This is a genomic window from Nocardioides sp. SYSU D00038 (genome assembly GCF_016924665.1).
Classification (GTDB): domain Bacteria; phylum Actinomycetota; class Actinomycetes; order Propionibacteriales; family Nocardioidaceae; genus Nocardioides.
Window position 1 is genome coordinate 25,977 of sequence record NZ_JAFFJT010000008.1, and the last position, 14,537, is coordinate 40,513.

The window sequence follows — 14,537 nt, forward strand, 5'->3', positions numbered from 1 at the left end:
GTTGGGGTCAGCGAGGTCGCACAGGGGTCGACCGAGCGCTGAGCTCGCTCCACCCGGCCCGGTTGCGCGCCTGCACCTGGAAGACCCAACGGCCCTTCGGCAGTGTCATCGACACGGAACGCTGTCGCGGCCCCAGGCTCTTCGACCGGCGGGTGGCGAGCAACCGACCGCCGGGGGCAATGCGTCGCGCGAAGACCCGGTAGCCCGTGACGGGAGCGCCCGGGACTGCGGCCGGGGGGCGCCACCGCGCGCGTGCCGAGCGCTTGCCACCGACGGCGCCGGGAGCGACGTCGGTGACCCTCGGTGCCGCTGGTGGGGCAGCAGCCGAGGGCGGTGAGGGATCGGGGCCTCCTGGCACCGTGAACCCGATGGTGGCCGGAGCGCTCTCCAACCCCGTTCCGTTGACCGCCACCACCGTCACGACATGGCTGCTGCCCGGGGCCAGCCCCGAGATCCAGACCCCCGTCAGGCCGGTCGAGCCGAAGGTCTGGCCGTCGAGGCGCACCAGGTAGCGCATCGGTCCCGGGCCGGGCGTGGCCGGTGGTTGCCAGCCCACGCCGACATCGCCCCAGGGTGCGATCGCATGGAAGAGGTCGCGCGGCGGCGTCGACCCCGCCAGCCCCGCCGCCTGGGCCGAGGCCTCGGGGCCAGTGCCGAAGCTGTTGACGTACCGGACGGCGACCGTGTGGGCTTCGGGTGACTGCTGCGGGAAGGTGTAGGTGAGGGGGTACGCATCGCCGGCGCCCGCTTCCGGGACGGCGATCCAGGCACCGTCGTCGAGCCGGACCTGGGGCACGGCGTCGCCGCCGGGGTCGATCGGCAGGGCCCAGTCCACCTTGACGTCGCGAAGCTGGGCGCCGGACCGCTCGGCCCTGACGTTGGTCGGCGCTGTGGGCAGGCCGCGCGGCGTGGCCTCGGCGTAACCGGGCAGGCCGGCGCCCGCCGCGTTCAGGGCCTGCACCTCGAACGTCGCGCGCGCTCCGGCGATCAGGCCGGTGAACTCGTACGACCGCTGCGTCGCGGGGAGGAGCGGCCTCCAGCCGGAATCGGGCGGGCAGGTGACGCAGGCGGGAGTGCGCACGCGGTAGCCGGTCACCGGGAGCCCACGATCCTCTGCGGGCGGGGCCCAGTGGAGCCGTGCGGCGGTGCCGCTCACGACCTCCGCGCTCACCGCGGTCGGCGCTGAAGGTACTGGCTTCTCCACGAGCACGAGCGTCTGGGGCCCCGCACCCAGGGCGTTGCGAGCGTGCACGGCGACGCCGTGGTCGGCAAGGCTCACGTCGGTGAAGGTGTGGGTGTGGGTCGTCGGGGACAAGACGGTCCACACGCCTGAGTCGAGCCTGACCTCGAAGGCGGTCACCGGACCGGCGCCCGGTGATGCCGGCTCGCCCCACGTCAGGGTGATGGTCTGCGCCGGCCAGTCGACCGAGACCCCGGCCGGAACCAGGCCCGGGACGTCGGCCGCGGCGGCTGGGGAGGCCGGCACTAGCAGCAGGGAGGAGAAGACCAGGGCAAGCGCGAGCGGCCAAGCGCTCAGACGAGGGCGCATGCTCGACGCTAACCCCAAGGAGCCGCGCTGGTCGAGGAAGTCGTGCTAGCGACTGTCTCGAAACCCGAGCCGGCCGAGACCCTCCGGTGGGGACGGGAGGGTTGTCGGCTCACGGGGTCTCGACGACGCTCGCTGGCGCTCGCTGCTCGACCAGCGGGTGTCGCCCTGTGGAGGGGCGCCCGGCCGGTCGGTGCCCGCTGGTAGACACGTCGCATGACCACCACCACCGTCCGCGACGCTGCAGAGGCCCACCTCCGCGCGCTCGTCGGCCGCGACGACGCCGTCCTCCGCGAGGACCAGTGGTCGGCGATCGAGGCGCTGGCCGTCGACCGGCGCCGGGCCCTGGTGGTGCAGCGCACCGGGTGGGGCAAGTCGGCGGTCTACTTCGTCGCCACCCTGCTGCTGCGCTCGCAGGGTGCCGGGCCGACGGTGATCGTCAGCCCGCTGCTCGCGCTGATGCGCAACCAGATCGCCGCCGCCGAGCGGGCCGGCATCCGCGCGGTGACCATCAACTCCACCAACATCGAGGCGTGGGAGCCGATCCACGACCAGATCGCCGCCGGTGAGGTCGACGTGCTGCTGGTCAGCCCCGAGCGGCTCAACAACCCCGGCTTCCGCGACGAGGTGCTGCCCCGTCTCGCCGCCACCTGCGGCCTGCTCGTCGTCGACGAGGCCCACTGCATCTCCGACTGGGGCCACGACTTCCGGCCCGACTACCGCCGGATCCGCACCCTGCTCGACGAGCTGCCCGCCGGCATCCCGGTGCTGGCCACCACCGCGACCGCCAACGCCCGGGTGACTGCCGACGTCGCCGAGCAGCTCGGCGAGGGCGTCCTGGTGCTGCGTGGCTCGCTCGACCGCGAGTCGCTGCGCCTCGGCGTGGTCCGGCTGCGCACCGCCGAGCAGCGGATGGCCTGGCTCGCCGACCACCTGGCCGAGCAGCCCGGCTCCGGCATCGTCTACTGCCTCACCGTCGCCGCCACCCGCGAGATCGCCGACTACCTGCGCTCCCGGGGCCACCAGGTCGCGGCGTACTCCGGGCAGACCGAGACCACCGAGCGGCAGGCCCTCGAGCAGGACCTCGTCGAGGGCCGGGTCAAGGCGCTGGTCGCGACCAGCGCGCTCGGCATGGGGTTCGACGCGACCCTCGGCTTCGTCGTCAACATGGGGGCGCCGCAGTCGCCGGTCGCCTACTACCAGCAGGTCGGCCGCGCCGGCCGCGGCACCGACGAGGCGACCGTGGTGCTGCTGCCCGCGCTCGAGGACCGCGACATCTGGGCCTACTTCGCCTCGCTCTCCTTCCCGCGCGAGGAGCAGGTGCGCCAGACTCTCGAGGTGCTCGCCGAGGCCGGTCGGCCGATGAGCACCGCGGCGCTCGAGACCTACGTCGACCTCGGCCGCAGCCGGCTCGAGCAGATGCTCAAGGTGCTCGACGTCGACGGTGCCGCCCGCCGGGTCCGCGGCGGCTGGGAGGCCACCGGCCGGCCGTGGTCCTACGACGAGGAGCGCTACCAGCGGGTGGCCGAGGCCCGGCAGCGCGAGCAGGACGCGATGTTGCGCTACCTCGAGACCACCGAGTGCCGGATGCGCTACCTGCGCGAGCAGCTCGACGACCCGGAGGCCGCCGACTGCGGGCGCTGCGACAACTGCGGTGGGCTCGACCTCCCGACCACGGTCTCCGCCGGCGCCGTCGAGGAGGCCGGCGCCCGGCTCTCGCGGCCCGGCGTGCCGGTCGAGCCGCGCCGGATGTGGCCCACCGCGCTCGCCAACCTCGGCATCGAGCTCAAGGGCAAGATCGACGACGGCGCCGAGGAGGGTCGTGCGGTCGCCCGGCTGACCGACCTCGGCCACGGCCAGGCGCTGCGCGAGCTGTTCCGCCCCATCACCGCCGATGGTCCGGTGCCGACCGGTCTGGTGCGGGCCGTGGTCGCGATGCTCGACGACTGGCGGCCGGCCGTCGACGGCATCGTCGTGGTCGAGTCGGCCACCCGGCCCACGCTCACCGCCGACCTCGCCGACGGCCTCTCCCGCTACCTGCGGGCGCCGGTGCTGGGCCGGTTCGCGATCGTCGACCCCGACGTCGAGCCCGGCCGCGGTCAGGCGAACTCCGCCCAGCGGGTGGCCGCCGTCGGCCGCCGCCACGCCCTGGCCGCCGACGTGCCCGTGGGAGCCCGGGTGCTGCTGGTCGACGACCTCACCGTCACCGGTTGGACGCTCACCCTCGCCGCCCGCGCGATCCGGTCGGCGGGCGCGAGCGCCGTGCTCCCGCTCGTGCTCGCCGCCCAGAACTGACTGCGCCCCACGCCGAGCCGTCGTTACCCGTCACGAGTAACGACGACTCGACACCCCCTAGGCTCGGCCCATGCGCTTCGGGCTGACGATCCTGACCGACCTGCCGTGGGCCGAGGCGGCGCCGCGGTGGCGGGCGACCGAGGAGCTCGGCTTCGACCACGCCTGGACCTACGACCACCTGGTGTGGGGCGGGCTGCCGGAGTCGCCGTGGGCGGGCAGCGTGCCGACGCTGGCCGCGGCCGCCGGGCTGACCAGCAGGATCGGCCTCGGCACCCTGGTCGCCGCCCCGAACTTCCGCCACCCCTACCCGTTCTTCCGCGACGTGCAGGCGCTGGCCGACATCAGCGACGGCCGGTTCCTGCTCGGCGTCGGCACCGGCGGCGACCTCGACAGCCGGCTGCTGGGCGGCGAGCCGCTCTCTATCCGGGAGCGGGTCGACCGGTTCCAGGAGTTCGTCGGCGTGCTCGAGCAGCTGCGCGACGGCGACCACGTGACCACGCAGGGCCGCTGGTTCGCCACCGCCGACGCCCGCACCCTGCCGGGCCTCGCCCGCACCCCGCTGCTGGTCGCCGCCAACGGTCCGCGCTCGCTGCGGTTCGCCGCCCGCCACGGCGACGGCTGGATCACCACCGGCCCGCCCGCGGCGCCCGACCTGGAGGCCTGGCTGGCCGGCCTGGCGACCGCCGTGGCGACGTACGACGAGGCCCTGGCCGCCGCCGGCCGCGACCCCGCGGGCGTGCGGCGCTACGTCGAGACCGACTCCACGCCCCACCTGGGCGAGGGGGAGGGTCGCTACGCGCTGTCGAGCGTGGGTTTCTTCGAGGAGCTCGCCGGCCGGGTGGCCGAGCTGGGCTTCACCGACCTGGTCACCCACTGGCCGCGGCCCGACGAGCCCTACCGGGGCACCGAGGCGGTGCTCGAGCAGGTGGCGGCCGACGTGCTGCCCCGGCTGCGCGGGTGACGAACACCCTGGACGGCGACTAGAACAGGTTCTAGATTGCCGGCATGGCCCGTCCCGCGCTCGACCGCCCGCTCCGCGTGATCCAGTGGACGACGGGCAACATCGGCCGCCGCTCGTTGCACGCGATCCTGGCCCGGCCCGACCTCGAGCTGGCCGGCGTCTTCGCCCACGGCGCCGACAAGGTGGGCATCGACGCCGCCGACCTGTGCGGCTGGCCCGAGCCGACCGGCGTGCTCGCCACCGACGACGTCGCCGCCCTGGCCGCCCTCGGGGCCGACGCCTGCTGCTACAACCCGCTGTGGCCGAGCATCGATCACCTCGTCGTGCTGCTCGAGAACGGCGTCAACGTGTGCACCAGCGCGGCCTGGATCACCGGCGGCAAGCAGTCGCCCGAGGACCTCGACCGGATCCGCAGGGCCTGTGCGGCCGGCGGGTCGTCGATCTTCGGGAGCGGCGCCCACCCGGGCATGACCAACCTGGTCGGCATGGTGCTCAGCGGCTCGTGCGAGCGGGTCGACGAAATCCGGATCACCGAGTCGGTCGACTGCTCCACCTACGAGAGCGCCGGCACCCAGACCGCCATGGGCTTCTCCCAGGACCCCGCGACGCCCGGCCTGGCCGAGTCGGTGCGCCGGGAGAGCGAGGTGTTCGCCGAGTCGGCCGCGATGATGGCCGACGCGCTCGGGGTGACGCTCGACCGGATGACCTTCGACGTGGAGTTCACCGCCGCCACCGGTGACAGCGACCTCGGCTTCATGACGATCCCGGCCGGCACCGTGGCCGGCGTGATGGGCTACCACCGCGGCTGGGTGGGCGAGCGCAACGTCGTCTCGGTCGGCTTCAACTGGACCATGGGCCAGCACGTGGTGCCGCCCAAGCCGCTCGCGCACGGCCACGTGATCCAGGTCTTCGGCGTGCCCAACATGCGCACGGTGATCCACTGCCTGCCGCCGCGCGACTGGACCGAGGGGTTCATGGACCTCGGGATGATCTACACCGCGATGCCGGTGACCAACGCCGTCCCCCACGTCGTCGCCGCGCCGCCCGGCATCGTCACGCTCGCCGACCTGCCGCCGATCACCGGGCGCGCGAACGTCTGACGCCCGCCCCCCGGGCGGGGGGCGGGCGTCACCAGGGCCCGTGCGGCCGGGCCGGCCAGGCCGGTGGGTCGGTACGGCGGGCTCAGTGCCCGACGAGCACCGTCGGGTCGACCTGGGCCACCTTGCGCCGGGGCAGGAAGAACGCCGGCACCAGCACCAGCAGGGTGAGCACGGCGCCCACGAGGAACACGTCGCCGTAGACCTCGGCCCGCTGGCTGTCGACCACACCCGGCGCGGCCTGGAGGTTCACCTTGTTCTGCACGCCGTTGGTCAGCAGCACCGTGAAGACCGCGGTGCCGATCGAGGCGGCCACCTGCTGCACGATGTTCATCAGCGTCGAGCCGCGCGCGATGGTGTGGGCCTTCAGCGTGGCCAGCGCCGCCGACATCATCGGCATCATCGTGCCGCCCATGCCGAGGCCCATCACGAACAGGCTCGCCATGAGGAACAGGTACGACGTGTCCGCGCCGAGCGTCGAGAACGCGCCGAGCCCGATCACGATCACCACGATGCCGGTGAGCACCACCTTGCCCGGCCCGATCCGGTCGGCCAGCACGCCGGCGACCGGCATCGTCAGCATCGCGCCCAGCCCCTGCGGCGCGAGCAGCAGACCGGCGTGGAGGGCGTCCTCGCCACGCACCCCCTGGAAGTAGAGCGGGAACAGCAGCCCGGCCCCGAAGAACGCGATGCAGAACACCGTGTTGGCGATGACCGCGGCGGTCAGGGTGCGGTTGCCGAACAGGCGCAGGTCGACCAGCGGGTGCGCGTTGCGGTGGCTGAGCGCCCACGGCACGAACCCCGCGACCAGCAGGATGCCGAGGAGCGAGAAGGCGACGACCTCGAAGGTCCACATGGTGCCGTCCTCCATGCGTGCCTCGGGGATCGACGAGATGCCGAACAACAGCGCGGCCAGGCCGGGAGAGAGCAGCAGCACCCCGAGCCAGTCGAACGTCTCGCTGGGCTCGACCTCGTCCTTGGGAAGCACCCGGAAGGCGTAGACGAGCGCGGCGGCGCCGATGGGCAGGTTGATCAGGAAGATCCAGTGCCACGAGGCGGCGTCGATCAGCGCGCCGCCCACGATCGGGCCGAGGATCGGACCGAGCAGCATCGGTACGCCGAGCACGGCCATCACCCGGCCGACCCGCTCCGGGCCGGCGGCCCGGGTCAGGATCGTCATGCCGAGCGGCATCAGCATGCCGCCACCGAGGCCCTGCACGACCCGGAACGCCACCAGCACCTCCAGCGACGACGCGAGCGCGCACAGTGCCGAGCCGAGGGTGAAGAGCACCACCGCGGCCAGGTAGAGACGCTTGGTGCCGAACCGGTCGGCCGCCCAGCCGGTCAGCGGGATCACCGTGGCCAGCGCCAGCGTGTAGCCGGTCATCGTCCAGGCCACCTGGGCGGCGGTGGCCTCGAACTCGCGCTGGAAGGTCTCGAGCGCCACCGAGACGACGGTGATGTCGAGGATCGACATGATGGCGCCGAGCACCACCACGCCCGCGACCACAAGGGTCGCGCGGTCGAGCTTGTCGTCATGAGCGCTGTCGTCAGGAGCGGGGGAGCCGGGCGGGTCGGGCTGCAGGTCCGTGGTCACTCGCCCCACCCTAAAGCGGGGTCTTGGTCCTCCGCCTCCGAGTTTCCGGCCTACCAGGAGTGGGCTTGGTCACGGCCCGGCGACCCCGCGCACCGCCGCGACCAGTGCCGGGTCGCCGGGCTCGACCTGGGGGCTGAACCGGGCCACCACGGCGCCGTCGCCGTCGACGAGGAACTTCTCGAAGTTCCAGCGCACGTCGCCGGTCTCGCCGTTCTCGTCCGGGGCGGCGGTCAGCTCGGCGTAGATCGGGTGCCGGCCGTCGCCGTTGACCTCGATCTTCTCGGTCATCGGGAACGTCACGCCGTAGGTCGCCGAGCAGAACTCCGCGATCTCCTCGGCGCTGCCCGGCTCCTGGCCGAGGAACTGGTTGCACGGCAGCCCGACGACCGTGAACGCCGCGTCGCCGTGCTCCTCGTGGAGCGCCTCGAGGCCGGCGTACTGCGGCGTGAGCCCGCAGCGGCTGGCGACGTTGACCAGCAGCGCCGCCCGGCCGCCGAGGATCTCGCCGAGGGTGGCGGGGGAGCCGTCGAGGCGGGCGATCGGTGCGTCGAGGATGCTCATGGGCCGAGCCTAGCCAGCACGGAACTCGGCCCGGAACCAACCGTCGGCGCCCGGCGTTAGGTTGAGGTCCCCACCCCTCGGAGGTAGCACCCGCGTGAGCTTCGTCCCCGTCACGGGCACGGCCGTGCTCCACCCGGCCGACCCGCCGCGCGAGGGGGTCGTGGAGTTCACCGACGACCGGCGGACGGTGAGCCTGCCGATCCGAGCGGCGCTGCCGGTGCTCACCAAGGCTCACAGCCGTGACGACCTCCACCCCAGCGTCGGCCTGCTGTCCGGCGCCGCGCTGCTCGGGCTGCGGATGGTGGCCGCCGGCAAGCTCGAGCCGGCCGAGGGGTCGCCGAGCTGGCGGATGGTCGTCCGCGACGCCGACGACGCCGAGCGGGTGCGGCTGCTCGCCGCCTCGCGCACCTACGACGACCTCGACGCCGTGGCGGCCGAGGCGGTGGTGCGGGCGCTGCTCGACGCCGTCGCCGACACCGTGCCGCGCGCCGCCCCGCGTCCGGGCGCCGTGCTGACCCGGCCGGCCGTGGCGCCCACCGACCGGGCGCCGCGGGAGTCGTTCAGCGAGCGGCTGCAGCGCCGGATCGCGCGCGCCGACGAGCCGGCCGAGGCCGACCTCGCGCAGCTGGTGCGGATCTCGCTGCGGGTCGAAGCCGACGAGGAGGAGCTGGTCGCGGGCTCGGTGCGCCTGGTGCTCCAGGTGCACGACGAGCAGGACCCGCTCCACCTCTGCGACGCCGCGGTGCTGTGGACCGGCACCCCGGCCGAGCACGGGTTCGGCCACCGGGCCCGGGTGCACGCCACTATCGCGCTGCGGGCGGCGGCCGAGGCGTGGCCGGTGCTCGACCGGTTGCTCGAGCTGCGGGTGCCCGACCAGCTGGTGCTCGACACCGACGAGATCGTCAGCCTCCTCGAGGACGGCGTGGGCGCGCTGCGCTCCCGCGGCGTCGACGTGCTCTGGCCGCGCAGCCTGGGCCGCGACCTCACCGCCACCGCCGTGCTCGAGGCCCGTCCGCGCGGTGGCTCCCAGCCCCACGAGGAGCCGCTCCAGGACCCGCTGCTCGGCACCGACGCGCTGTTCTCCTTCTCCTGGCAGGTGGCGCTGCACGGCGACCCGCTCACCGAGGAGGAGATGCGGCGGCTGGCCGAGAGCGCGGCCCCGGTGCTCAAGCTGCGCGGCAGCTGGACCGTGGTCGACCCGGCGGTCGCCCGCAAGGCCCGCAAGCGGCTGATCCGCACCGTCAAGCCGGCGCAGGCCGTCGCCGCCGCGCTGACCGGCAGCGTGCAGGTCGATGACGTCGAGGAGCAGGTCGTCGTCGGCGCCTCGCTGCTGCAGATGCGCGAGCGGCTGCTCAACGCCGCCACCAGCGAGCCGGTGCCGGTGCCGGCCGCGCTCACCGCCACGCTGCGCGACTACCAGCGCCAGGGGCTCACCTGGCTGGCCGAGATGACCTCGCTCGGGCTCGGCGCCTGCCTCGCCGACGACATGGGCCTGGGCAAGACCGTCACGCTGATCGCTCTCCACCTCCACCGGCGCGACCACGGCGCGGCGGGCCCCACGCTCGTGGTCTGCCCGGCCAGCCTGCTCGGCAACTGGGAGGCCGAGATCGAGCGGTTCGCGCCCGGCACGCCGGTGCGCCGGTTCCACGGCGGCGGCCGGTCCCTCACCGGGGTGCGCGACGGGTTCGTGCTCACGACCTACGGCACCATGCGGGTCTCGCACGCCGAGCTCGCCACCGTGCCGTGGGACCTCGTGGTCGCCGACGAGGCCCAGCACGTCAAGAACCCCCAGTCGTCGACCGCCCGCGGGCTGCGCGCGATCCCCAGCACCGCGCGGGTCGCGCTGACCGGCACGCCGGTGGAGAACAACCTCACCGAGCTGTGGGCGATCCTCGACTGGGCGACGCCCGGCCTGCTCGGCAGCCGCAACGCCTTCCGCAAGGCGTGGGCGGCTCCCATCGAGGCCGGGGTCGACAGCGCCAAGAGCCGCCAGTTCGCCGACCTGATCGGCCCGTTCCTGCTGCGCCGCCGCAAGTCCGACCCCGGCATCGCCCCGGAGCTGCCACCCAAGACCGAGACCGACCACCTGCTCGGGCTGACCCGCGAGCAGGTGGTGCTCTACGAGGCGTTCGTGCGCGACTCGATGGAGCGCATCGAGCGGGCCGACGAGCACGCCCGCCGCGGCCTGGTGCTGGCGCTGCTCACCGGCCTCAAGCAGATCTGCAACCACCCCGCCCACTTCCTCAAGCAGTCCGGCGCCGTGCGGCTCACCGGCCGCTCCGAGAAGCTCGACCTGCTCGACGAGCTGCTCGGCACCGTGCTGGCCGAGGAGGGCGCGGTGCTGGTCTTCACCCAGTACGTCGCGATGGCACGCCTGCTCGAGAGCCACCTCTCGACCGCGGGGGTCGCCCACCAGTTCCTCCACGGCGGCACCCCGGTGCGCGAGCGCGAGGCGATGGTGGCCCGGTTCCAGGCCGGCGAGGTGCCGGTGTTCGTGCTCTCGCTCAAGGCCGGCGGCACCGGGCTCAACCTCACCCGCGCCGACCACGTCGTCCACGTCGACCGCTGGTGGAACCCCGCGGTGGAGGACCAGGCCACCGACCGCGCCTACCGGATCGGGCAGACCCGCCCGGTGCAGGTGCACCGGATGGTCACCCGCGGCACCATCGAGGAGCGGATCGGCCAGCTGCTCACCCGCAAGCGCGGGATCGCCGACGCCGTGCTCGCCCGCGGCGAGGGCGCGCTCACCGAGCTCAGCAACGCCGACCTGCGCGACCTGGTCACCCTGCGCCCCGACGCCTCGCCGCGGGAGCAGCCGTGATGACCGAGGCCGCCCCGCGCGCCGTGGTCCACCCCCGGCAGCCGCCGCGGCGCGGGCCCTGGGCCCGGCGGTGGTGGGGCAAGGCGTGGCTGCGTGCGGTCGAGGAGGCGGCGTACCACCAGGAGGACCTGGTCGCCGCGCGCACGCTGGCCCGCGGCGGGCACGTCGGCCAGGTCCTCGTCGAGCCGGGCCGCTACGTCGCCTCGGTCGACGACGCCGACGGGCTATGGACGCTGAGCGGTTCGCTGCCGGTGCTCGACGACGGGTCGGTCGACGCCTTCGTCGAGGCGGTCGCCGCCGAGGCCGGCCGGATCGCGGCGCTGCTGTCGGGCGACCTGCCGCACGCGCTGGTCGAGCACGCCGAGGAGGCCGGCGTGGAGCTGCTGCCCTACGGCGGGGAGCTCGGCTCGGCGTGCACCTGCGAGGCGTGGGCCGACCCGTGCGCGCACGCGCTCGCCGTGCTGCTCCAGCTCACCTGGCTGGTCGAGCACGACCCGTTCGTGCTGCTCCACCTGCGCGGGGTCCCCCGCGAGGAGCTGCTCGCCCGGCTGCACGAGCGCGAGGGGTCGCCCGACCCCGACGACGCCCCGCCCGACGACCTCGACACCGGGGTCGACGCCGCGCTGCGCGCGGCCCGGGCGCTGGAGCTGCTGGCCGAGGGCCGCGACGTCGACCACCTGCTCTGAGCCGTCGGCTCAGGGGGCCGGGGTGACGGACGCGCGCAGGGCCGCGACCACCGCGGTGGCGGCCGCGTCGAGCGTGCGCACGGAGCCCGCTGACCGGGCGGCCGCCATCCGGTCGGGGTCGAGCGCCGCCGCGGCCCGGTCGAGGGCGACGCCGAGCCGGTCGGCCTCGGCGCCGTAGGCCTGCTGGCCCTCGGTGGCGGCGACCAGCTCGACCAGCGCGGCGTGCGCGCCGAGCCGGTCGAGCAGGGGCACCAGGTTGCGCAGGCAGGTCAGGAACAGCCGCTCGCTGCCCGACCGCCGCCAGTGCTCCACCGCCGCGCAGCAGCGCTCCACCGTGGTGCGGTCGAGCGGCCCGGCCCGGGCGAGCAGCGCGGTCTCCGCGGTGACCGCGACCCCGGCGACCAGGCGGTTGTCGACCTCGTCGGCGACCCGGTGGGCGGTGGCCAGGGCGGCCAGCGCGCGCTGGGGGTCGCGGTCGGCGTGGACCTCGCCCTCGGCGTAGTGCATGAACGCGATCCAGCTCCGGCTGCCGCCCCGGTGGGCCAGCGCGTGCGCCTCCTCGAGCATCGGGGCCGCGTCGTCGCCGGCGTACGTCGTGGCGAGCACCAGTGCGCAAGCAGCGGCCGCGGCGTCGGTCCACTCGCCGGCCGCGGTGGCGACTTCCAGGCCCTCGCGGCTGTGACGTCGCGAGGCGTCGAGGTCGCCCTCGGCGAGCGCGTTGTCCGAGAGGGCGTCGCGGGCCGCGGCCAGCTCGTGGGCGGTGCGGGCGGCGGCCAGCGCCAGCTCGCCCTGCTCGCGCCCCTCGCGGTGCTCGCCGCGCATCCAGTGCCACGCCGATGCGCAGAGGTGCACCCCGGCGGTCCGGCCGGCGGGGCCGAGGGCGAGCGCGTCGTGGGCCCGCCCGAGCAGGTCGCCGCGCAGCCGGAAGTAGGCCCACCGGTGGGCGCCGGCCAGCATCTCGGCCGCCAGCGCCGCCTCGCCGTGCTCGATCGCCCAGCCCAGCGCGACGGGGAGGTCGGCGGCGGCCTGGTCCATCCGGTGGGTCCACCGCGACTCCTCGGGGCCGAGCAGCCCGCGGCCGACGTCGGTGGCCAGGCCGGCCAGCCACCGGGCGTGGGCGAGGGCGAGTGCCTCCTGCTCGTCGGCGTCGAGGAGCGAGGCGGCGTAGGAGCGGAGCGTCTCCAGCATCCGGTAGGCGCCGGGGCCGCTCGTGGCCGGCCGCACCAGGAGCGACCGCTCCGCCAGCGCCGGCACCAGGTCGATCGCGTCGGGTCCGAGCAGCGCCTCCGCGGTGGCGAGGTCGAAGCTGCCGGCGCAGCGCGACAGCCAGCGGAACGCCCGCTGCTCCTCCGCGTCGAGGAGCTCGTAGGACCAGGCGATCGTGGAGGCCAGGGCCCGCTGCCGGGCCGAGGCCCGCGGCGAGGTGGTGCGCAGCAGGTCGGCCCGGTCGACGATCCGGTCGCGCAGGTCGTCGAGGCTGACCGAGCCGACCCGGCCGGCGGCCAGCTCGATGGCGAGCGGCAGCCCGTCGAGCCGGCGGACGAGGTCGGCGACGGTGGCGAGGACGGCGTCGTCGGGCTCGAGGTCGGGGGCCACGGCCCGGGCGCGCTCGAGGAACAGGGCCACCGACGGCGCGCCCGCGTCGGCGGTGCCCGGCGCCGGCAGTTGGAGGGGCGGCAGCGGCAGCACCCGCTCCTCGTCGAGGGCCAGCCGCTCCCGTGAGGTGGCCAGCACCCGCACCCGTGGCCCGGCGCGGAGCAGCCGGTCCACGAGGTCGGCGGCCGCGGCGATCAGGTGCTCGCAGTTGTCGACGACGACGACGCCGTCGAGCGCGGCCAGCCGGGCGGCGATCGAGGCCTCGACCGGCGTGCCCGGATGGAGGTCGACACCCAGGGCGTCGGCAGCCGTCGGCACCACCAGCGCGGGGTCGGTCACCCGGGCGAGGTCGACCCACCAGTGGTCGCGCCCGGAGACGGCGGTCGCGGCCAGGGAGGTCTTGCCGACCCCACCGGTGCCGACCAGCGTCACGCAGCGGTGCAGGTCGAGCATCTGGGTGAGGGTGCCGAGCGCGGCCTCGCGCCCCAGCAGCGCGGGGCGGCCGGGCGCGGGCGCCGGCGGGCCGGCCGGTCCGCCGCCGTTCGGGCTCTCCTCCTCGGGTCGTCGCTGCAGCACCGAGCGGTGCAGCTCGACCAGGGCCGGTGAGGGGTCGAGGCCGAGCTCGTCGGCCAGCCGCTCGCGGTGGTCGGTCCAGACCTCGAGCGCCGCCCCCACGTCGCCGGCGCGGTGCCAGCCGGTCATCAGCAGGCCGACCGCGCGCTCGCGCAGCGGCTCCTCGGCCACCAGCACCCGGAGCTCGCCGATCGCGTCGGCGGTCCGGCCCAGGTCGAGCAGGGCGGCGGCCCGCTGCTCGCGGACCTCGAGCCGCGCCGCGTCGAGGCGCGAGGCCTCGCCGCGGGCCAGGTCGTCGGCGTGCCCGGCCCACGCCGGGCCGCGCCACCGGGCCAGGGCCCCCTCGCAGCGCACGAGTGCCTGTGCGGGGGCCTCGCCGGGCGTCGGCCGGGCCTCCTCGAGGAAGAGCTCGGCGTCGACGAGCAGGTGGTCGCGGGCGAGCCGGTAGCCGGTGCCCACCCGGTCGAGGTCGCCACCGCGGGGACCGAGCGCGCGTCGCAGCCGGGCCACGGTGGTGTGCAGCGCCGCCCGCGGGTCGGCGGGCAGCTCCTCGCCCCAGACGTCGTCGACCAGCCGCTGCTGGGTCAGCGACCGTCCCCGGGCCAGCAGCAACGCGGTGAGCAGCCGGCCCGGCCGGCCCGCGGGGTACGACGCGTCGGGGTGACCGACGAGGAGCGGCTCCCCCAGCACCCGGGCCACGAGGACGGGCTCCCTTGGGTCCGGGTCGCCGTGCGTGGTCACGCCCCGAGCATGACGACCCCGGGGGCCGGCGTCCACGACCTTTCACCGGTCCGGGGCCGGCTG

At 75.1% G+C, this 14,537-nt stretch carries 9 protein-coding genes; 5 read left to right on the forward strand and 4 right to left on the reverse strand.

The annotated features are described in order from the left end of the window. Positions 1-7 precede the first annotated feature (7 nt). Entirely contained in the window at positions 8-1,549 is a 1,542-nt protein-coding gene (locus JT721_RS04500) for a fibronectin type III domain-containing protein (protein WP_205471723.1), read from the reverse strand. Positions 1,550-1,762: 213 nt separating this feature from the next. On the opposite strand from JT721_RS04500, the gene JT721_RS04505 reads away from it, so the two are divergent. From JT721_RS04505 to JT721_RS04515, 3 genes are all read left to right on the forward strand, one after another. Next, on the forward strand, positions 1,763-3,841 hold the full coding sequence (locus tag JT721_RS04505) for a RecQ family ATP-dependent DNA helicase (protein WP_205471724.1): 2,079 nt from the start codon (positions 1,763-1,765) through the stop codon (positions 3,839-3,841). A 70-nt stretch (positions 3,842-3,911) separates the two neighbouring features. Continuing rightward, positions 3,912-4,802: an LLM class flavin-dependent oxidoreductase gene (locus JT721_RS04510; RefSeq protein WP_205471725.1), complete on the forward strand. Its 891-nt coding sequence runs from the start codon at positions 3,912-3,914 to the stop codon at positions 4,800-4,802. 44 nt (positions 4,803-4,846) lie between these two features. Continuing rightward, positions 4,847-5,902, forward strand: a complete 1,056-nt coding sequence (locus tag JT721_RS04515) for a dihydrodipicolinate reductase (protein ID WP_205471726.1) — start codon at positions 4,847-4,849, stop codon at positions 5,900-5,902. 82 nt (positions 5,903-5,984) lie between these two features. Here JT721_RS04515 and JT721_RS04520 read toward each other — a convergent pair whose 3' ends face one another. Both JT721_RS04520 and JT721_RS04525 read right to left on the reverse strand, forming a co-directional pair. Then, positions 5,985-7,496, reverse strand: coding sequence for a DHA2 family efflux MFS transporter permease subunit (locus JT721_RS04520; protein WP_307827884.1), 1,512 nt, complete (start codon positions 7,494-7,496; stop codon positions 5,985-5,987). Positions 7,497-7,565: 69 nt separating this feature from the next. Continuing rightward, on the reverse strand, positions 7,566-8,057 hold the full coding sequence (locus JT721_RS04525) for a glutathione peroxidase (protein WP_205471727.1): 492 nt from the start codon (positions 8,055-8,057) through the stop codon (positions 7,566-7,568). Positions 8,058-8,151: 94 nt separating this feature from the next. On the opposite strand from JT721_RS04525, the gene JT721_RS04530 reads away from it, so the two are divergent. Beyond that, positions 8,152-10,878 (forward strand): DEAD/DEAH box helicase, encoded by a 2,727-nt coding sequence (locus JT721_RS04530; RefSeq protein ID WP_205471728.1) that lies wholly within the window; start codon positions 8,152-8,154, stop codon positions 10,876-10,878. Then, positions 10,878-11,564, forward strand: a complete 687-nt coding sequence (locus tag JT721_RS04535; RefSeq protein ID WP_205471729.1) for an SWIM zinc finger family protein — start codon at positions 10,878-10,880, stop codon at positions 11,562-11,564. The genes JT721_RS04530 and JT721_RS04535 overlap by 1 nt, the downstream gene beginning before the upstream one ends. A gap of 9 nt (positions 11,565-11,573) precedes the next feature. On the opposite strand, the gene JT721_RS04540 is transcribed toward JT721_RS04535, so the two are convergent. After that, positions 11,574-14,474, reverse strand: a complete 2,901-nt coding sequence (locus JT721_RS04540) for a BTAD domain-containing putative transcriptional regulator (protein WP_205471730.1) — start codon at positions 14,472-14,474, stop codon at positions 11,574-11,576. Positions 14,475-14,537: the final 63 nt, after the last annotated feature.

What these genes read in the sequence shown, in the direction of transcription:
- JT721_RS04500 (WP_205471723.1), bottom strand. Translation starts at nt 1,549, where the DNA reads ATGCGCCCTCGTCTGAGCGCTTGGCCGCTCGCGCTTGCCCTGGTCTTC.
- JT721_RS04505 (WP_205471724.1), top strand. Translation starts at nt 1,763, where the DNA reads ATGACCACCACCACCGTCCGCGACGCTGCAGAGGCCCACCTCCGCGCG.
- JT721_RS04510 (WP_205471725.1), top strand. Translation starts at nt 3,912, where the DNA reads ATGCGCTTCGGGCTGACGATCCTGACCGACCTGCCGTGGGCCGAGGCG.
- JT721_RS04515 (WP_205471726.1), top strand. Translation starts at nt 4,847, where the DNA reads ATGGCCCGTCCCGCGCTCGACCGCCCGCTCCGCGTGATCCAGTGGACG.
- JT721_RS04525 (WP_205471727.1), bottom strand. Translation starts at nt 8,057, where the DNA reads ATGAGCATCCTCGACGCACCGATCGCCCGCCTCGACGGCTCCCCCGCC.
- JT721_RS04535 (WP_205471729.1), top strand. Translation starts at nt 10,878, where the DNA reads ATGACCGAGGCCGCCCCGCGCGCCGTGGTCCACCCCCGGCAGCCGCCG.